This window comes from Nonomuraea helvata (genome assembly GCF_039535785.1).
Lineage (GTDB): Bacteria > Actinomycetota > Actinomycetes > Streptosporangiales > Streptosporangiaceae > Nonomuraea > Nonomuraea helvata.
In genome coordinates, this window is the sequence record NZ_BAAAXV010000008.1 from 403,698 (window position 1) to 420,258 (window position 16,561).

Consider the following 16,561-nt stretch of genomic DNA (forward strand, 5'->3'; position numbering starts at 1 on the left):
GAGTGAACTTAGCAGAGAGTTGGAACCGTCCGGTACCATCTTCCGCATGCCCGTTCCCAAAGGCGCCTCGCTCGACCCCGCGCAGACCCGCGCGACGATCCTGCGCGCCGCCACGACCCTGCTGTACGAGCGGGGGCTTGACGGCGTCGGGGTGGCGGAGCTGTGCGCGCGCGTCGGCGCGTCCAAGGAGACGCTCTACCGGCACTTCGGCTCGAAGGACGGGCTCGTCGAGGCCGTGCTCGAGGCCCGCAGCGACCACGTCGTGCGCTGGCTGCGCGAGGCGGCGGCCGGCGCGGGCGGCGACCCCGCCGACCAGCTCGCCGCCGTCTTCGACGCGCTCGGGAGCTGGTACGCCGAGCCCGCCTTCCGCGGCTGCGCGATCGTCAACGCCTCCACCCAGTGGCACGAGGGCCCGCCGCGGGCCGTCGCCGCCCGGCACCTCGACCGCCACCTCGACCTGCTGACCGACATCGCCCGCCGGGCCGGCGCCCGTGCGCCGGAGGCCCTGGGCAGGCAGCTGCTCATGCTGGTGGAGGGCGCCACCGTGCTCGCCGACCACCACGGAGAGGGCGAGGCCGCCCGGCTGGCCAAGCAGGCGGCTCTCGCCCTGTTGCGCGAGGCCCGCTGAACCGGGGAAGCGTCCCTCAACGGCCCGTCCACTTCACCTCGTACGGCTTGAGCGCGTACTCCTTGCCGTCCACGGTCGTGGTGATCTCGGCGTCGGCGGTGTTGACCAGCAGCAGCCGCTCGGGCTGGGCCAGCACCCGCACCTTGGCGTCCGACGAGGTGACCTGCTCCAGCTCGGCCCCGGCGGGGAACCACCTGGCGAAGTCCGCCAGCAGCCGGCCGGTCGGCGTCTCCGCGCCGCTGCGCGGGTCCCACAGGCACGCCGGGCAGGCTCCGTCCTTGGTCTGCGGGTTCCAGTACAGCGCCGTGGCGGCCCCGCTCCGCACGAACTCGATCATGGAGGCGGCCTGTACGGCGAGCCGCTTGGGCTCCGGCCACGTGGTGCCGTCCTCGGGCACGATGTACCACTCCGACCACCAGACCGGCAGGTCGCCGACCTTGTCGCGCAGCCACTTGGTGACCGCGGCGAACTTGTCCAGCGCCCCGAACTCGTCGGGCAGCAGTTGGTGGGCGTCGGTGGGCGAGGCGCCGTCGACCACGACGAAGTCGGCGCCCTTCTTGTGCTCGAACCAGTAGTCGAAGGCGTCGAGGACGTTCTGGTTGACGACCCCCCAGTCGCCGCGCAGCTCGGAGTCGCCGCCCTTGTTGCTGTCGAACCCGAGGTACGGGCCGCCGACCTTGGCGTCCGGCCGGACCTTCTTCACCGCCTCGTACACCTTGTTGTACAGCTCGGTGTAGCCCTTGTAGTTCGCCGGCCTGGCGTGGTCCCGCCAGAAACCCTTCAGCTCGTTCCACACCATGAAGTACTTGACGTCCGTGTACCTCGAGGCCACGGCGGCCGCCAGCCTGGCGAAGTCGTCGAAGTGCTCCGGATAGGGGGCGTCCTCCAGATGCTCCCCCCACGCTGAGCCCTCGGTGGGACCCTCGGGGCCGCCCTTCATCCAGTCGGGGGCGCAGCAGAGCGTGATGACGGGGACGGCGCCGGACTCCTTCATGAGGTTCAGCCGGCTGTCCAGGTCCTCCCAGTAGTACTGCCCCCGGTACGGCTCCGGGTTGAGCGCGCCGAAGCCCATGATGTGCTGGTTCTGCAGCATCGGGGTCTGCGACAGCCGCCTGGCGACGTCCTGCTCGAAGTCCGGGTTGACGTTGTTGGCGCTGACGCCCGTGTGCGTGAAGCCCCAGCGCGGCCAGCCCTCGTCCACCCGCGGGCGGTCCTCGGGCGCCGGCTGGGACTCCGCAGGGGACCGCCGCTCCTGCTGGGCGCCGGTGGTCCCCCGCTCCGCCCGGTCCGCGAGGGAGCAGCCCGTCATGACCAGCGCCACGGCCGCCGATAACACGACCGCCCGGCCGAGCCGCCCCCTGATCCATCCCCTGCCAGTCGATGCCACCGAATCTCACCCGATCCTCAGTCATCGTGACGCCTGTAGCGTTCCACGGGTGGCGGGGAAGGGGCACACCGCCGGCAGGGTTCACAGCTAATCGTTATCGTTCGGGCTCCCGGCGAAGAGCCGCGCGTGGTCGGCCGCCCATTCGGCGAACGTCCGCGCCGGGCGGCCGAGGATCTTCGCCACCTCGTCGGTCACGGGCTCGGGGACGTTCCTGACGTACCTGCTCAGCAGGGCCCGCACGAACGGCTCAGGCAGCCCGTTCCTGATCATGCCCTGCTCGAACGCCTCCGCCGGGACCTCCTGGAAGCGCAGCGGCCGGCCGATCGCCCGGCCGATGACCGCCACCATCTCCTCGTGGGACAGCGCCTCCGGGCCCGTCAGCTCGGCCCGCCGCCCGGCCAGCTCATCGGTGAGCAGCGCGCGGGCGGCCACCTCGACCAGGTCCCGGTCGTCCAGCGGCACCTCGGGGAACGACGCGGACACGTACCGGACCGTGTCGCCCGCGCGGATCTGCGCGGCCCACGCCTGGACCGCGTTGGAGGCGAACGGGCCGGCCCGCAGGCTGGTCCAGCTCAGGCCGCTGGCGACGGCGGCGGCCTCGGACTCCTTGTTCCTGTCGCCGCGGTAGCGGGAGGGCTGCCGGTCGAGCGGCTCGTCGATGTTCGTCGCCGACAGGGCGGCCACCCGCGCCGCGCCGCGCTCCTTGGCGAGGGCGAGCAGCTCGCCCGCGGACTCGCCGATGGCGCGGGAGTGCAGGAAGACGGCGGTGACGCCGTCCAGGTGGCGGGCGAGCGTGCCCGGCCTGGACGGGTCCCCTTCGACGACCTCGACCTCCGCGGGGAGGCGGGCGTCGTGCGGAGCGCGGCTGACGGCGCGGACCGCGGCGCCCTCCGCGACGAGCAGCTCGACCAGAGGGCGCCCGAGGGTGCCGGTCGCGCCGGTCACCAGGATCGTGTTCTGTGTCATGCCTCCTGAGAGCAGGGCCGGTGGCCCGAGTGTGACGGGTGCGGGCGAATGTGAGGCACGTCTCAGACGTACCCGGTCGAGCCGTCGGGGCGGATGGGCAGGACGCGCTCCCCATGCACGTAGTCGTCGGTGCGCAGGGCCGACTCGTCGATCTCCACGCCCCAGCCGGGCCGGTCGGGCCGCAGCTCCAGGTAGCCGTCGACCGGCAGGTACGGGTCCGGGCACCACGTCGTCTCGTCCGTGTCCAAGACGCCCGTACGCTGGCGACCCCTCTCCTTCCTCCTGACCCGCCTTGCTGCCATACCGGACATAAGGTGCATGTGCCGAGCCCAGGAACTCGCGCGTCCGCGTGGATCGTTAGCCCAGCGGCACACAACCGATCTTCGACAGGAGAACAAGAGCCGTGGTCTTCAAACGGATGCTGGGTGCTTTCGGCGTCGGCGCGCCCTCGGTGGACACCGTCCTGTCCACCCCGAGGACCCAGCCGGGCGGGACACTGCGAGGGGAGGTACGGCTCAAGGGCGGCGACTTCGACGCCGAGATCGAGCACGTCACCCTCGGTCTGGTGGCCCGGGTGGAGATCGAGCACGGGGACGGCGAGCACGGCGGGGTCGGTGAGTTCTCCCGCGCCCGGGTGTCCGGCCCGTTCACGCTGCGCCAGGGGGAGGAGCGCGTCCTCGGCTTCGAGCTGGCGGTGCCGTGGGAGGCGCCGATCAGCGAGATCGGCGGGCAGCCGCTGACCGGGATGGCGGTGGGCGTGCGCACCGAGCTGGCCATCGCCAAAGCCGTCGACAAGGGCGACCTCGACATGGTGGCGATCGAGCCGCTGCCGTCGCAGCTGCGCATCCTCGAGGCGTTCCTGGGGCTCGGGTTCGGCTTCAAGTCGGCCGACCTGGAGGCGGGCCACCTCTACGGGGTGCACCAGGATCTGCCGTTCTACCAGGAGATCGAGTTCTACCCGACGGGCCGCTACGCGGGCGTGGTGGGCGAGGTCGAGGTGACCTTCGTCGCCGATTCCGCCGGGCTGGAGGTGGTGCTGGAGGCGGACAAGCGTGCGGGGCGCTTCTCGTCGAGCGACGCCATCGGCCGCTTCCACGTCAGCCACCAGGACGCGCTCCACACGGACTGGGAGAGCGAGCTGGGCCGCTGGCTGGACGGCCTGGCCCACTACGGAACCGTTCACGGCGGCCACCACGGCGGCCACCACGACAGCCACTACGGCGGGCATTACGGCGAGCACCACGGTGGTCCCGGGTGGGGGACAGTGGCCGCCGCCGGCGCCGCGGGCGTCGTGGGAGGGCTCGTCGCGGGAGAGATCGTCGAGGAAGTGGCCGAGGAGTTCTTCGAGGGCGACGAAGGCGGCGGCGACGACTGGTGACCGGGGGCTGGTCCGATGGCCCGCACGGCGGCGGGACGGCTCACCCACCCGCCGCCGGCCCTCACCGCGGCGTGAACATTACACTCGCGCCCATGACCGCGACCATGATCGAGTCGGATGACGGCGCACGGCTACGAACCTGGACCGTGGGCTCGGTGAGTTCGCGGAGATTTCCCGTGGTCATGGTGCACGGCGGTCCAGGGGTCCCCGACTATCTCGCGCCGGTCGCCGGCATCATCGACGACCTGTGCCTGGTCCACCGCTACGACCAGCGCGGCACCGGCGGATCGTCCTGGCAGGGAGAGCACACGATCGCCCGCCATGTCCACGACCTGGTGTTGTTGCTCGACGCGTGGGGACACGATCGGGTCGTTCTGCTGGGGCATTCGTTCGGAACCAATATGGCCGGCTACTTCCTGCTTGCGCATCCGGAGCGCGTGGCCGGACTGATCCAGATCGCCGGGCCCTTCCTGGACCCATGGCGGGAAGCCGACCAGGCGGCACAGCGAGCACGACGCAGTGACGAGCAGCAGGCCAGGCTCGAGGAACTGGACGCGATCGAATCGCGCACGGACGCCGAGGAGATCGAGTACCTCACGCTGGCGTGGTTCACCGACCACGCCGATCGGACGCGGGCATGGGACTGGGCGCTGGCATCAGCCCGTACGCTGCGGCCTGTCAACTACGCGATGAACACCCAGCTCAACGCGGCGAAGAGAGCCGACCCGCTCGAATCACGCGTGGACGAACTGCGCGAGTGCCTGCCGCCAGGCGCGGTGATCATCGGCGGGGCCGGCGACAGTCGCCCTGCTGATGCCCTGCGACGTCTCGCGACACGCCTCGGCTGCGAGGCCGTCATCGTCCCGAACGCGGGGCACCATCCATGGCTGGACGCACCGGACCGGTTCGGTGCGGCGCTCCGCGCTGCCGTGGTGAGGCAGCCCCCAAGGGCCGGCGATCCCCTTGACGTCAGGGACGGTCCGGATGAGGTCCATGCGCGAACCGTACGGTGATGGACAGGCCGCCTTCGGGGCGTGCGGCGGCGGTGAGGGTGGCGTGGTGCGCCTGCGTGACGGCATCGGCGATGGCGAGGCCGAGGCCGTAACCGTCGCGGCGGCCGTGACGATCGGGCGCCAGTCTCTGGAAGGGCTGGAAGAGGCGCTGGATCTGGTCGTCGGGGATGACCGGCCCGCTGTTGGTCACCGTGAGGGCCACCAGCGTGCCGGAGGTCTGCGTGGCCACCTTGACGTGCCCGTCCGCGTGGTTGTGGCGGATGGCGTTGTCGATGAGGTTGGCGACGAGGCTTTCGATCAGTCTCGGGTCTCCGGCCGTCACCGCGGGCGTCAGGTGTTCGGCAAGGTCGATGCCTGCCTCCGCGGCCTGGTCGCGGCGGGAGGCGAGCACCCCTTCGACGACGTGGGCGAGGTCGAGGGTGTCCCAGCGGGTGACGCCCCGCTCGCTGATGGCCAGCGCGAGCAGCGCTTGGACGAGCCGCTCCTGGTGCCCGCCAAGAGCGAGGGCCTCCTGACAGGCCGCGCGCAGGGTGTCGGCGTCGGCGTCGGGGTCGGCCAGCGCGACTTCAAGCAGGGTACGCAGGCCCGCCAGAGGGGTGCGCAACTCGTGGGAGGCGTTGGCGACGAAGTGGCGCTGGGCGTCGAAGGCGGCCTCGAGGCGGGTGAACAGGTCGTCGAGGGTGTGGCCGAGCTCGGTCAGCTCGTCCGTGGGCTCGCCGAGGTCGAGGCGCCGGTGGAGGTCTCCGGCTGAGATGATTCTGGCGGTGGCGGTGATGGCGCGCAGCGGTCGCAGGAACCGGCCGGCGACGAACCAGCCGAGAGCCAGGGCGACGGGAATCAGCACGACCAGGGCGGCGGCGGATCCCGTGAGGAGCTGGGGCAGGCTGATCCCGGTCCCGGTCCCGGTGATCGCGCCCGATGAGGGGTGGCCCTCGGGGGTGGTCGCCTGGACGCCGGCGAGCGGGACGGCGAGCAGGACGACCACCAGGACCCCGGCGGCGTAGATGCCCGCCGCGTAGGCGAGCGCGAGCCGCGTCTGCAGGGACCGCTTTCGAGACGTCATGCCGGTCCGATGCGGTAGCCGCCTTCGCGGACGGTCTCGATCACGGGCGGGTCGCCGAGCTTGCCCCGCAACCGGTGCATGGTGTGCTTGACGGCGCTGCTGAAGGGGTCGGCGGCCTCGTCCCAGACGCGTTCGAGCAGTTCTTCGGCGGAGATGACCAGGCCTGGCACGGCGAGCAGGCATTCGAGCAGGGCGAACTCCCTGGGGCTCAGCTCGAGGCGCCGCCCGGCCCGGGACGCGGTACGGCGGGCCGGATCGAGGGTGATGTCCCCCCATGCCAGGGTGGGCGGTAGCGGCGGGGTGGCGCGGCGGGCCAGGGCACGGACGCGGGCGACCAGTTCGGCGAACGCGAACGGCTTGGGCAGGTAGTCGTCGGCGCCGAGGCTGAGCCCGTCGACGCGGTCCTCGATCGTGCCGGAGGCGGTGAGCATCAGGACGCGGGTCTGGCAGCGGCTGTGGGCGAGTCGCCGGCAGATCTCGTCCCCGTGCACGCCGGGCAGGTCGCGGTCGAGGATCACCACGTCGTAGCGGGTGGCGGCCAGGCGGTCGAGAGCGGCGGTGCCGTCCAGGACGACGTCGACGGCCATGCCCTCGCGGCGCAGCCCGGTTCCGATGGAACGGGCGAGGACCTCGAAGTCCTCGACGACGAGGACCCTCATCGCCACTCACCGCCGGTCGTCGTGCGGGCAGGGCGGGCCGACCGGCCGCCAGGTCGAGATGCCATGCCTGCAACGATGCCAGAACCCCGGTCGCAGCCGGGTCGCAGCGGCTGCGACCCGGCTGGAACCGGGTGCCGCGTACAACCGATCGGCATGAGTTCATTCACGCCTCACCGAGCCGGCCTACGGCCCGGCTTCTCCGCGTTGCTGCACGCGGAGTGGACCAGGTTCCGCTCCGCACGCGGCCGGGTGCTCACCATGGCGGCCTCCGTGCTGATCACCGTGTCACTCGGACTGCTGATCGCCGGGGGCGTCCGCACCACCTGCGTGACCGGGAAGGGCGAGGGCGCCTGCCCCGCGCCTTTGGTGGGACCCGATGGCACGGCGGTGAAGGACAAGTACTACTTCGTCCACCAGCCGCTCAAGGGGAACGGCAGCATCACCGCCCGCGTGTCGAACATGACCGGCCAGATCCGGCTGCCGGACGCGGTACCCGGCGTGCGCAACGTCGTGGAGGGAGTGGTGCCGTGGGCGAAGGCGGGACTCCTCGTCAGGCAGAGCCTCAAGCAGGGCACACCGTACGCCGCCGTCATGCTCACCGGAGATCACGGCGTACGGATGCAGGACAACTACACCCACGACGTGCCCGGCGGTCCGCACAACGGCCCCCAGTGGCTGCGGCTGACCAGGTCGGGCGGCACCATCACCGGCTACGAGTCGGACGACGGCAAGACGTGGACCGAGGTCAGCACGGTCAAGCTGACCGGCCTGCCGGAGACGGTCGAGATCGGGCTGTTCGCCACCTCACCCGGCGCCCTGTGGGGGTCGGCGGAAGCCTTCGCCCAGGCCACCGCCACCTTCGACCAGATCACGCTGCAGGGCGCGAACGGTCCGTGGCGCCACGACGACGTCGGCGTCGTCCTGGAGTCCGACGGCAAGACCCCGCACCACCCGGGCGGGGTCGTCGAGTCCGGCGACAAGCTCATCGTGACCGGGGGCGGTGACATCGGGCCCGCGACGGTGGACGGCGGCGTGCGCGCCGACCTCATGCTGATCGGCGGGGCCTTGGGGTTGATCCTGGTGCTGGTGGCGGCGGTCACGTCCTTCGCCGCGGAACACCGGCGGGGGCTGATCGGGGCGGAGCGGCATCCGACGCGCATGCTGGCGGCCAAGGCCGTGGTGGTCGGCGCGGTCGCGTTCGTGGCGGGGCTGGTGACGTCGGGGGTCGTGGTCCCCGTCGGACTGGCGCTGTTGCGTGCCCATCAGAACCCGGTTCAGCCGATCACCCTGGGCACCGAGCTGCGGGTGATCGTCGGCTACGCGGCGCTGACCGCGGCCGCCGCCGTACTGGCCCTGGGCCTCGCCGCGCTGGTCAGGCGGGCCGCCGTCGCCGTCGGGCTGGCCATCGCGCTGGTCGTCGTGCCCGACCTGCTGGCGATCGCGGGCCTGGCGCCATGGCTGCTGATGATCACCCCTGCCGCCGGTTTCGCGATCACGCAGAGCGTCCCCACGTTCGCGCATGTGGATGTGGGGACGTCTCTGTTCGGGGGCTACTACCCGCTCCCGCCCTGGGCAGGTTTGGCCGTGACCTGCGGATATGCTGCCCTGGCCCTCGGCGCGGCGATGACCGTGCACCGCAGAAAAGTGTCACGTCAAGCGGGCGTCAAGTAAGGGGAAAGCGTCAGGAATAGGTTCGGACCCCGTTGCTCGATCGAGTCCGACCTGAAGGAGCCGACGTAACCAGCACCGCTGTGTGGAGCGAACTGCGCATGACCTCCACGCCCCAGCTGTCCATCTCGATCTCCCCGCACCTGACCGCCCTCGCCATGATCGCCGACGCCCTCGCCGGCCGCCGCCGCGGCCTGCCGGAGCCCTGGCGCAGAGCGCTCAGCTCGCGGGTCGGCAGGCAGGGACACCAGGCCGTACGCCCCCTCGCCGCACCCGGCTGCTCCGTGGTCCCCGACAGCCTCGTGCCGCGTACGCCCATCAGCGGCGACGTGTCCGTCCAGACCCAGATCGCCGCCCTGCGCGACCTCTCGCCGGACAACCTGATCGAGGATCTGGACCAGACGTTCGGCTCCGGACCGCTGCCCGCCCACTGGCGCCCGGCGGCCGAGCGGCCCGGCCGCTGGCTGGACGGCTACGCGAGCGCCCTCGCCGACGTCTGGAGCGCCGCCGAACCCCTGTGGAGGCGCGCCCGTCCCCTGCTGGACAGGGAAATCCGGCGCGTCGGCGTGGCCGCCGTCCGCGGCGGCCCGGAGCTGCTGCTCGGCGCGCTCAACGGCCGCATCGTGCACGGCGAGCGCGGCCTGCTCATCGCCGACCTGGAGCCCAGCACATACGAGCTGGGCGAGCGGAGGATCGTCCTGGTGCCGATGCTGGCGGGCAAGGACGCGATCATCGTCAGCCTGGACCACGAGGAGGCGGTCTGGATCGCGTACCCGGTGCCCGGCGCGCAGACGCTGTGGCGGGCGCCCGCCGCACCGGTGCCCGACGAGTTGTCGGCGCTGGTCGGGCCGGTCCGCGCGGACCTGCTCGGCGCGCTAGGACGGCCTATGACCATGAGCCGGCTGGCGGCCGACCTGCAGATCACGCCCAGCAGCATCACGTACCACTGCGACCGGCTGGGCGCCGCCCGCCTGATCAGCAGGGAGCGGCGCGGCCGCGAGGTGTGGATCACGCGCACGGAGCGAGCGGAGGCACTGCTGGAGCTGTTCCGCCGCTGAGCGGCCGTGGGGAGGCACTGAGCAGGGGGCGGCGCCAGGCAGGGGCCCGGCGCCGCCCCGCGACGGCCGGATTCACCACGGACGGCACCAGGAAGTGGACCGCCGCAGCAGGGAGCACGCCCGGCGACCGGCTGAACGCGGTGACCATCACCACCACGGGCCTGGCCGTGGCCACCGGCCGCAGCGGCGGCGACGCCCGCACCGTCGCCTACACCAGCCAGGGCACGCGGCGCTGGCAGCACACGCTCGCGACCCCCGCCGCCGACGAGGGCGCCGCCGTGACCCCGCTGGCCGGCGGCGAGGTCGAGGTCGCCGGATACACCCGGGGCCGGGTGAGCGCCCCGAAGGGCGGCGCGGCGCTCGGCAACGGCGACGTCTTCCTGATCAGAACGTCTTAAAAGCCCATTTGCCCTACAGAATGCAGCCTCGCAGCGTGCCGTTCCGCCGCGATACGGACGTCGCTTCCTAGAGTGATCGTGTCGTCACTTCATGATGACAAAGGGGGGATCATGAAAGGTAAGCTCATGGCCACAGGTGGAGTGCTGATCGCCGGTGCCGCGCTCTTCTGCCCGGCCGGTGCCGCCGAGGCCGCTCTCTGCGAGCTGGGCATCTCCGGTGTCTCACGCCCCGTATGTGACGACTACGAGACCTGGTACCGCACCGTCTGGGGTCGCGACCCGCACATGGCCGGCGACCCCGGACCGGTCTACCTCGACCGCCACCCCAGCCGGCCCCCGCAACCCGCCTGGGTCATCCGGTGGGGCAGCCCGGGGTGGAGCGCCCGCCGCGCCTGGGACGACGGCGGCTGAGCGGCGGCGCGCCGTGGCGTGCCCCCGGGTCACGTGGCCTGGTGCTGGGCGGCGGTGGCGGCCTGCTCGCCGCGGCGGCCGTACCAGGCGCTCCAGACGGCCAGCAGCGCGAGGGTGCCGATCAGCAGCGCCGACGACAGGCCGGCCATCACGTCCACGGGCAGCAGGTAGATCAGCGGGATGCGGACCGCCGACTCGGCCAGCAGGGCCCCGGCCCAGGTCAGCGTCATGACCACGTACACCCGCCGGAAACGGGCGTCCGCCTCGTACAGCCGGTCCCAGCGGGCTGCCGTGGCGGCGTCTTCCGCGCCGAACCGCTTGGCCATCGCGTACGCCGCGGGGCGCCTCGCCAGGCACGTGGCCGCCAGCACGGCCGCTACCGAGCCCGTGGTGAAGGACTTGACGGCGAGCAGGAACCGTTCGTCGCCGGTGACGAAGGCGAGGGCGAGTCCCAGGCCGAAGATCAGGCCCATGAAGGCGGCGAAGCCGTCAAGCTTGCGCTCGCTTATCCCGACATAGGCGGCACGCACGAAGCCCACCGCGGCGGCGGTCAGCAGCGCGACGTACTCGCTCGACCCGAGCGCGCGTAACGCGTAGTAAGCGGCGACCGACGGGAGGACGTCCCAGACGAGGACCTTGACGAGGGAACGGTTCACAACTCACCCCTTAATGCGAAGAATTTCGCTTCAAGGTAAAGCCATGCCGATGGCTAACGCAAGAGATTTCGCGTTAAAGTAAGGGGCATGCAACCCGCACGACGGCCCGGCGGCCGTAGCGCGAAGGTCCGGGCGGCCGTGCACGACGCGGTCCTCGAGCTGCTGCGCGAGGAGGACTGGGACACGCTGAGCATCGCCAGGGTGGCCGAGCGTTCAGGCGTCCACCAGGCGACCATCTACCGCCGCTGGGGCACGCTGCCCGCGCTGGTCGACGACACGGTGACCGAGCAGCTCTCCAAGGGCTCGCCGGTGCCCGACACGGGCTCGCTCCGCGGCGACCTGGAGGCGTACGCGACGCAGGTGGCGGCGGACGTCGCCGGCCCGCTGGGCCGCCTGTACGTGCGCGCGGCGCACATCGGCACCCGCGGCGATGACCACGAGACCTACATGACGGACCGGGCCGTGCAACTGGAGGCGATGCTGCAGCGGGCGCGGCTGCGTGGCGAGGACCCGCCCGGGCTGCTGGAGCTCATGGAGCTGGTCCTCGCCCCGATCTACTACCACGCGATCTTCTTCAACCGGCCGATCGGTCCCGAGCACGCCAGGACGTACGTGGACCGGCTGCTGAGGCTGCGCGGCTAGCGGTCGACGATCTCGTTCTTGCCGATCACCACGACCCCGCCCCTGGTCAGCGCGAACCGGGTGCGGTCGTATTCGAGGTCGAACCCGATCCGCGCCCCGTCGGGGATCACGACGTTCTTGTCGATGATCGCCTTGCGGACGACGGCGCCCCGGCCGACCTTGACGTTCTCCATCAGCACGGAGTCCTCCACCAGCGAGTGCGAGTGGAGCACGACACTGGGCGACAGGACCGACCTGATCGCCGTGCCGCCGGAGACGATCACGCCGGGGGAGACCAGCGAGTCGATCGCGTGCCCCACCCGGTCGCCCTCGTTGTGCACGAACTTGGCCGGCGGCAGCGGGTCGTGGCCCGTGAAGATCGGCCACTTGTCGTTGTAGAGGTTGAAGACGGGATGCGCCGAGATGAGGTCCATGTGGGCCTCGTAGTAGGCGTCGAGCGTCCCCACGTCGCGCCAGTAGCCGCGGTCGCGCTCGGTGGAGCCGGGCACGATGTTGTTGGCGAAGTCGTACACGTCGGCCCCGCCCGACTTGACGAGCATCGGGATGATGTTGCCGCCCAGGTCGTGCTTGCTGGTGGGGTCGAGGGCGTCCTCCCGCAGCGCGTCGATCATCGACTGCGTCTTGAAGACGTAGTTGCCCATCGACGCGTACACCTCGTCGGGCGAGTCGGCCAGGCCCACCGCGTCCTTCGGCTTCTCCCTGAACGCCACTATCCTGCGGCCCTCAGGATCGGTCTCGATCACGCCGAACTGGTCGGCCAGCGACAGCGGCTGCCTGATCGCCGCCACCGTCACGTCGGCGCCCGAGTCCTCGTGCTGCTCGACCATCTGCCGGGGGTCCATCCGGTAGATGTGGTCGGCCCCGAACACGATCACGTGCTCGGGCATCTCGTCGTAGATCAGGTTGAGATTCTGGAACAGGGCGTCCGCCGAACCCGAGAACCACCGCGGGCCGAGCCGCTGCTGCGCGGGCACCGGGGTCACGTAGTTGCCCAGCATCGCGGTCAGCCGCCAGGTCCGCGAGACGTGCCGGTCCAGGCTGTGGTTCTTGTACTGCGTCAGTACGACGATCTTCAGGAAGCCGCCGTTCGCCAGGTTCGACAGCACGAAATCCACGAGCCGGTACATCCCCCCGAACGGCACGGCCGGTTTCGCCCGATCCGCCGTGAGCGGCATGAGCCTCTTGCCCTCTCCACCTGCCAGCACGACCGCGAGCACCTTTCGGGACTTCATGTCCAGGACGCTACCCTCAAATGGCCGATCTATCGACGAAACCCGGCATGGAGAACTTCCTTCGTGTCCAGATTTGTTGTGCAATGCACGATCGGGAGCTCCTGATCTTCGGCTTGTCGCTGTGGCCCACCGGACACGACCCCCAATAAGGTCATGTCATGCGTGTTGATCTGCTCAGCCGGGAGTACCCGCCGGAGGTCTACGGCGGGGCCGGGGTGCACATGGAATACCTGGCCAGAGAGCTGCGGAAGCTGGCCGACGTACGCGTGCGCTGCTTCGGGGCCGACCGCGCCGAGCCCGGCGTCTCGGCCTACCGCGTGCCCGACGGGCTCGCCGGGGCCAACGCCGCGCTGCAGGTGCTCGGCGTGGACCTGGAGATGGCCGCCGCCTGCGAGGGCGCGGACGTCGTCCACTCGCACACCTGGTACGCCAACTTCGCCGGACACGTCGCCAAGCTGCTCCACGGCGTACCCCATGTGATCACCACGCACAGCCTGGAGCCGCTGCGGCCGTGGAAGGCCGAGCAGCTCGGCGGCGGCTACACGATCTCGTCGTGGGCCGAGCGGACCGCGCTGGCCGGTGCGGACGCGGTCATCGCGGTGTCGGAGGGCATGCGCCGCGACGTGCTGTCCGCCTACCCGGAGATCCCGCCGGAGAAGGTCAGCGTCATCCACAACGGCATCGACACCGCCGAATACGCCCCCGACTACGCCACCGGCGTACTGGAGCGGCACGGGGTGGACCCGCGCAGGCCGTACGTCATCTTCGTGGGCCGCATCACCCGGCAGAAGGGCCTGGTCCACCTGCTGCGCGCGGCACGCTCCTTCGACCGCGACGCCCAGCTCGTGCTCTGCGCGGGTGCCCCGGACACGCCGGAGATCGCGGCGGAGGTCACGGAGCTGGTGCGCGGCCTCGACCGCGACGGGGTGTTCTGGATCCAGGAGATGCTGCCCAAGCCCGAGGTGATCCAGCTGTTGACGCACGCGGCGGTGTTCGTGTGCCCGTCGGTGTACGAGCCCATGGGGATCGTGAACCTGGAGGCGATGGCCTGCGAGACGGCCGTGGTGGCGACGGCCACCGGCGGCATCCCCGAGGTGGTGGCCGACGGGGAGACGGGCCTGCTCGTCCCTATCTCCCAGGGCCCCGACGGCACGCCGCACGACCCGGAGCGGTTCGCCGCCGACCTGGCCGAGCGCGTCAACACCCTGCTCCGCGAGCCGGCGCGGGCGACCGCGCTCGGGGTGGCGGGGCGGGCGCGGGCCGTCGAGCACTTCTCCTGGGAGCGCATCGCCCACCGCACGATGGACCTGTACGCGGCCCTGCGCGCCTGAATATTCGCTTGCGAGCCGGGCCGCCGCTCAGCATCATCAGCCCGATGAGCGACGTACCCGAGCGGTGGACCCAGGCCAGCGTCTACCCCGACATGTGGGCCGACCCCGACAAGGATCCGCGCAACAACGAGGGAGCCAGCCCGGACGGCGAGCTGGCGACGCTGCAGGACTACCTGACCAACTACCGGCTGACCCTGCGGATGAAGTGCGAGGGGCTGGACCCGGAGCAGCTGGCGCGCCGGTCGGTGCCGCCCTCGACCATGTCCCTGCTGGGTCTGGTCCGCCATCTCGCCGAGGTGGAGCGCGACTGGCGCAACTGGGTCGTGCCCGGGGACCCGGCGCCGAAGCTGTACGGGGCGCGCGATGCCGACTTCGAGGCAGCCGCCGCGGAGCAGGCGCTGGTCGACGGCGCATTCGCCGATCTCGCCCGCGAACAGGCGGCAACCGACGCGGCGCTGGCCGAGTACGCGGATCTCGGCGAGCGGGTGGGCCGGGACGGCATCGCGGTCAGGGAGCTGTGGATTCACCGGATCGAGGAGTACGCCCGCCACTGCGGGCACGCCGACCTGCTCCGCGAATGCGTCGACGGCCGGGTGGGGCAGTAGCCCGCCCGTAAGGGCCGAAGGCGGCGAGAAGTGCGGGTGCGGCGGGTCGTGGGACGGTGGCCGGTCACACCAGGCCGCGGCGGCTGGCCTGGGAGCGGGTCTCCGCGTTCAGCTCGTCCAGCAGGTGGCGCAGGCGGCGCCGGAGAATGCGCGGGCTGGTGCCGAGCTGGCGGGCGATGGCGTCGTCCTTGAGCCCGGCCGCCAGCAGGGCCAGCAGCCGGCGATCCTCGGCGCCCAGCTCGGACGCCGCCTCACCGGCGGGCTCCGGCGCGCCGGGCTCCTGCCACAGCTCGGGACGTACCGGCAGCGCCTCCCGCCACAGCCGCTCGAACAGCTCGACCAGCGCCACCACCATGGTGGACCCCATGATCAGGACCCCGCGCGTGAGCGGCGGATCCATGCTCAGCGGCATGACCGCGCGCCACCGATCGACGATGGCCATCTTGAACGGCAGCTCCGGCAGGATCCGCGCCTCCTCGCCCGCCTTGATCAGGGTGCCCACCTCGTCGAACGCCCCCGTGTGATCGAAGGCCTCCGGCGTGTAGATGGTCCGGTAGCGGACGCCGCTGCGCAGCAGGCCGGTCTGCAGCGGGTTGTGGTAGTCCAGCACGTACGGAGGCCGGTCGAAGGTCAGCACCTCCTCCTTGGCCTCCTGCTGCAGCCGCACGTACCAGCGGGCCTGTTCCTCCGGCCCCGCCAGCACCTCGAGCTGCCCGCCCTGAGCCTGCGCACGCTCAGCCTGGAGATCTCCTATGACGACGGCCGCACCTGACTGCCCACGCTCGTGCACCCGTCAGGCGGGAACGCCTGGTCCGCCGAGACCTGGCACCCGGTGAGCGCGCGCGGCAGGTTCGCCTCGCTCCGCGTCACGGCCGCCGACCGCGGCGGCAACGCCTTCACCGAGACCGTCGTCAGGGCCTACGAGATCAGGTGAGTTCAGGGAGCCCCGCCGCGCGACGGCGGGGCTCTTTTGATCGAGGCGTCATCCGACGCGCTCCAGGACCACGATCGGGATGTCGCGGTCGGTCTTCTTCTGGTACTCGTCGTAGTCCGGCCAGGTCCGGGTCATCAGCCCCCAGAGCTCCGGCTTCTCCTCCGGCGAGGCCGTGCGGGCGCGGGCCGGGAACTTGTCGCCCAGCACCTGCACCTCCACCTCGGGGTCGGCCAGGAGGTTCTTGTACCACTGCGGGTGATCCGGGTCCCCGCCCTTGGAGGCCACGACCACGTGGTCCTCGCCGTGTTTCTGATAGATGAGCGGCGTCGTATAGGGCCGGCCTGACTTGCGGCCCTTGGTGGTGAGCAGCAGGACAGTCGTGTTGTTCCAGTCGTGCCCCTCCGCGCCGTTGGTCTCCCGATAACGCTGTACGTGTTCCTTGCCGTAGAGCATGATCCCGAGCTACCCATCGCGGGCTTGACCTCACCGATGCTGGCCGAGGACTGGACGAGAAATGGACAAGCCACGGGGC

20 protein-coding genes are annotated in these 16,561 nt (G+C 71.2%); 11 read left to right on the top strand and 9 right to left on the bottom strand.

What is annotated here, in order from left to right; translation table 11 throughout:
• The first annotated feature begins 46 nt into the window (after nucleotides 1-46).
• Nucleotides 47-628: a TetR/AcrR family transcriptional regulator gene (locus tag ABD830_RS29320; RefSeq protein WP_344994254.1), complete on the top strand. Its 582-nt coding sequence runs from the start codon at nucleotides 47-49 to the stop codon at nucleotides 626-628.
• Nucleotides 629-644: 16 nt separating this feature from the next.
• Here the strand turns inward: ABD830_RS29320 and ABD830_RS29325 are convergent, their stop codons facing one another.
• The 3 genes from ABD830_RS29325 to ABD830_RS29335 form a co-directional block, all read right to left on the bottom strand.
• Nucleotides 645-2,015, bottom strand: coding sequence for a GH39 family glycosyl hydrolase (locus ABD830_RS29325; protein ID WP_344994257.1), 1,371 nt, complete (start codon nucleotides 2,013-2,015; stop codon nucleotides 645-647).
• 87 nt (nucleotides 2,016-2,102) lie between these two features.
• On the bottom strand, nucleotides 2,103-2,981 hold the full coding sequence (locus ABD830_RS29330; protein WP_344994259.1) for an NAD(P)H-binding protein: 879 nt from the start codon (nucleotides 2,979-2,981) through the stop codon (nucleotides 2,103-2,105).
• Between the two features lie 62 nt (nucleotides 2,982-3,043).
• Nucleotides 3,044-3,229: a hypothetical protein gene (locus ABD830_RS29335; protein WP_344996065.1), complete on the bottom strand. Its 186-nt coding sequence runs from the start codon at nucleotides 3,227-3,229 to the stop codon at nucleotides 3,044-3,046.
• A gap of 155 nt (nucleotides 3,230-3,384) precedes the next feature.
• Here ABD830_RS29335 and ABD830_RS29340 point away from each other — a divergent pair, with 155 nt between their 5' ends.
• On the top strand, nucleotides 3,385-4,359 hold the full coding sequence (locus ABD830_RS29340) for a sporulation protein (protein ID WP_344994262.1): 975 nt from the start codon (nucleotides 3,385-3,387) through the stop codon (nucleotides 4,357-4,359).
• Nucleotides 4,360-4,451: 92 nt separating this feature from the next.
• Nucleotides 4,452-5,372, top strand: a complete 921-nt coding sequence (locus ABD830_RS29345) for an alpha/beta fold hydrolase (RefSeq protein ID WP_344994265.1) — start codon at nucleotides 4,452-4,454, stop codon at nucleotides 5,370-5,372.
• On the opposite strand, the gene ABD830_RS29350 is transcribed toward ABD830_RS29345, so the two are convergent.
• Together ABD830_RS29350 and ABD830_RS29355 are read right to left on the bottom strand one after the other, a co-directional pair.
• Nucleotides 5,329-6,435: a sensor histidine kinase gene (locus tag ABD830_RS29350; protein ID WP_344994268.1), complete on the bottom strand. Its 1,107-nt coding sequence runs from the start codon at nucleotides 6,433-6,435 to the stop codon at nucleotides 5,329-5,331. The two genes, ABD830_RS29345 and ABD830_RS29350, sit on opposite strands and share 44 nt — an antisense overlap.
• Nucleotides 6,432-7,094 carry a response regulator transcription factor gene (locus ABD830_RS29355; protein ID WP_344994271.1) on the bottom strand — a complete coding sequence of 221 codons (663 nt, stop codon included), beginning with the start codon at nucleotides 7,092-7,094 and terminating at the stop codon, nucleotides 6,432-6,434. Before ABD830_RS29355 ends, ABD830_RS29350 begins: the two co-directional genes overlap by 4 nt.
• A gap of 153 nt (nucleotides 7,095-7,247) precedes the next feature.
• Between ABD830_RS29355 and ABD830_RS29360 the strand changes: the two genes are divergently transcribed.
• From ABD830_RS29360 to ABD830_RS29375, 4 genes are all read left to right on the top strand, one after another.
• Nucleotides 7,248-8,765: a DUF1349 domain-containing protein gene (locus tag ABD830_RS29360; RefSeq protein ID WP_344994274.1), complete on the top strand. Its 1,518-nt coding sequence runs from the start codon at nucleotides 7,248-7,250 to the stop codon at nucleotides 8,763-8,765.
• Between the two features lie 98 nt (nucleotides 8,766-8,863).
• On the top strand, nucleotides 8,864-9,820 hold the full coding sequence (locus ABD830_RS29365) for an ArsR/SmtB family transcription factor (RefSeq protein WP_344994276.1): 957 nt from the start codon (nucleotides 8,864-8,866) through the stop codon (nucleotides 9,818-9,820).
• A 140-nt stretch (nucleotides 9,821-9,960) separates the two neighbouring features.
• Complete coding sequence (locus tag ABD830_RS29370) at nucleotides 9,961-10,218, top strand: hypothetical protein (RefSeq protein ID WP_344994278.1); 258 nt, start codon at nucleotides 9,961-9,963, stop codon at nucleotides 10,216-10,218.
• Nucleotides 10,219-10,329: 111 nt separating this feature from the next.
• Nucleotides 10,330-10,629, top strand: coding sequence for a hypothetical protein (locus ABD830_RS29375; protein ID WP_344994281.1), 300 nt, complete (start codon nucleotides 10,330-10,332; stop codon nucleotides 10,627-10,629).
• Between the two features lie 29 nt (nucleotides 10,630-10,658).
• Here the strand turns inward: ABD830_RS29375 and ABD830_RS29380 are convergent, their stop codons facing one another.
• Nucleotides 10,659-11,285 carry a VC0807 family protein gene (locus ABD830_RS29380; protein WP_344994284.1) on the bottom strand — a complete coding sequence of 209 codons (627 nt, stop codon included), beginning with the start codon at nucleotides 11,283-11,285 and terminating at the stop codon, nucleotides 10,659-10,661.
• A gap of 87 nt (nucleotides 11,286-11,372) precedes the next feature.
• Here ABD830_RS29380 and ABD830_RS29385 point away from each other — a divergent pair, with 87 nt between their 5' ends.
• Nucleotides 11,373-11,927: a TetR/AcrR family transcriptional regulator gene (locus ABD830_RS29385; RefSeq protein WP_344994287.1), complete on the top strand. Its 555-nt coding sequence runs from the start codon at nucleotides 11,373-11,375 to the stop codon at nucleotides 11,925-11,927.
• Here the strand turns inward: ABD830_RS29385 and glgC are convergent.
• Nucleotides 11,924-13,159, bottom strand: coding sequence for a glucose-1-phosphate adenylyltransferase (gene glgC, locus ABD830_RS29390; protein WP_344994290.1), 1,236 nt, complete (start codon nucleotides 13,157-13,159; stop codon nucleotides 11,924-11,926). The two genes, ABD830_RS29385 and glgC, sit on opposite strands and share 4 nt — an antisense overlap.
• A gap of 158 nt (nucleotides 13,160-13,317) precedes the next feature.
• Here glgC and glgA point away from each other — a divergent pair, with 158 nt between their 5' ends.
• Both glgA and ABD830_RS29400 read left to right on the top strand, forming a co-directional pair.
• Nucleotides 13,318-14,490 (top strand): glycogen synthase, encoded by a 1,173-nt coding sequence (glgA, locus tag ABD830_RS29395; protein WP_344994293.1) that lies wholly within the window; start codon nucleotides 13,318-13,320, stop codon nucleotides 14,488-14,490.
• Nucleotides 14,491-14,534: 44 nt separating this feature from the next.
• Nucleotides 14,535-15,095 (top strand): DinB family protein, encoded by a 561-nt coding sequence (locus tag ABD830_RS29400; protein ID WP_344994296.1) that lies wholly within the window; start codon nucleotides 14,535-14,537, stop codon nucleotides 15,093-15,095.
• 64 nt (nucleotides 15,096-15,159) lie between these two features.
• On the opposite strand, the gene ABD830_RS29405 is transcribed toward ABD830_RS29400, so the two are convergent.
• Nucleotides 15,160-15,885: a TrmB family transcriptional regulator gene (locus ABD830_RS29405; protein WP_344994299.1), complete on the bottom strand. Its 726-nt coding sequence runs from the start codon at nucleotides 15,883-15,885 to the stop codon at nucleotides 15,160-15,162.
• On the opposite strand from ABD830_RS29405, the gene ABD830_RS29410 reads away from it, so the two are divergent.
• Entirely contained in the window at nucleotides 15,880-16,029 is a 150-nt protein-coding gene (locus ABD830_RS29410; RefSeq protein ID WP_344994302.1) for a hypothetical protein, read from the top strand. The two genes, ABD830_RS29405 and ABD830_RS29410, sit on opposite strands and share 6 nt — an antisense overlap.
• 48 nt (nucleotides 16,030-16,077) lie before the next feature.
• On the opposite strand, the gene ABD830_RS29415 is transcribed toward ABD830_RS29410, so the two are convergent.
• The gene (locus ABD830_RS29415) at nucleotides 16,078-16,482 is read right to left on the bottom strand and encodes a nitroreductase family deazaflavin-dependent oxidoreductase (RefSeq protein ID WP_344994305.1); all 405 of its coding nucleotides are present in this window, start codon (nucleotides 16,480-16,482) and stop codon (nucleotides 16,078-16,080) included.
• Between the last annotated feature and the right edge of the window lie 79 nt (nucleotides 16,483-16,561).

What these genes read in the sequence shown, in the direction of transcription:
- ABD830_RS29365 (WP_344994276.1), top strand. Translation starts at nt 8,864, where the DNA reads ATGACCTCCACGCCCCAGCTGTCCATCTCGATCTCCCCGCACCTGACC.
- ABD830_RS29375 (WP_344994281.1), top strand. Translation starts at nt 10,330, where the DNA reads ATGAAAGGTAAGCTCATGGCCACAGGTGGAGTGCTGATCGCCGGTGCC.
- ABD830_RS29415 (WP_344994305.1), bottom strand. Translation starts at nt 16,482, where the DNA reads ATGCTCTACGGCAAGGAACACGTACAGCGTTATCGGGAGACCAACGGC.
- ABD830_RS29345 (WP_344994265.1), top strand. Translation starts at nt 4,452, where the DNA reads ATGACCGCGACCATGATCGAGTCGGATGACGGCGCACGGCTACGAACC.
- ABD830_RS29355 (WP_344994271.1), bottom strand. Translation starts at nt 7,094, where the DNA reads ATGAGGGTCCTCGTCGTCGAGGACTTCGAGGTCCTCGCCCGTTCCATC.
- ABD830_RS29320 (WP_344994254.1), top strand. Translation starts at nt 47, where the DNA reads ATGCCCGTTCCCAAAGGCGCCTCGCTCGACCCCGCGCAGACCCGCGCG.
- ABD830_RS29385 (WP_344994287.1), top strand. Translation starts at nt 11,373, where the DNA reads ATGCAACCCGCACGACGGCCCGGCGGCCGTAGCGCGAAGGTCCGGGCG.
- ABD830_RS29400 (WP_344994296.1), top strand. Translation starts at nt 14,535, where the DNA reads ATGAGCGACGTACCCGAGCGGTGGACCCAGGCCAGCGTCTACCCCGAC.
- ABD830_RS29330 (WP_344994259.1), bottom strand. Translation starts at nt 2,981, where the DNA reads ATGACACAGAACACGATCCTGGTGACCGGCGCGACCGGCACCCTCGGG.
- glgA (WP_344994293.1), top strand. Translation starts at nt 13,318, where the DNA reads ATGCGTGTTGATCTGCTCAGCCGGGAGTACCCGCCGGAGGTCTACGGC.
- glgC (WP_344994290.1), bottom strand. Translation starts at nt 13,159, where the DNA reads ATGAAGTCCCGAAAGGTGCTCGCGGTCGTGCTGGCAGGTGGAGAGGGC.
- ABD830_RS29360 (WP_344994274.1), top strand. Translation starts at nt 7,248, where the DNA reads ATGAGTTCATTCACGCCTCACCGAGCCGGCCTACGGCCCGGCTTCTCC.
- ABD830_RS29350 (WP_344994268.1), bottom strand. Translation starts at nt 6,435, where the DNA reads ATGACGTCTCGAAAGCGGTCCCTGCAGACGCGGCTCGCGCTCGCCTAC.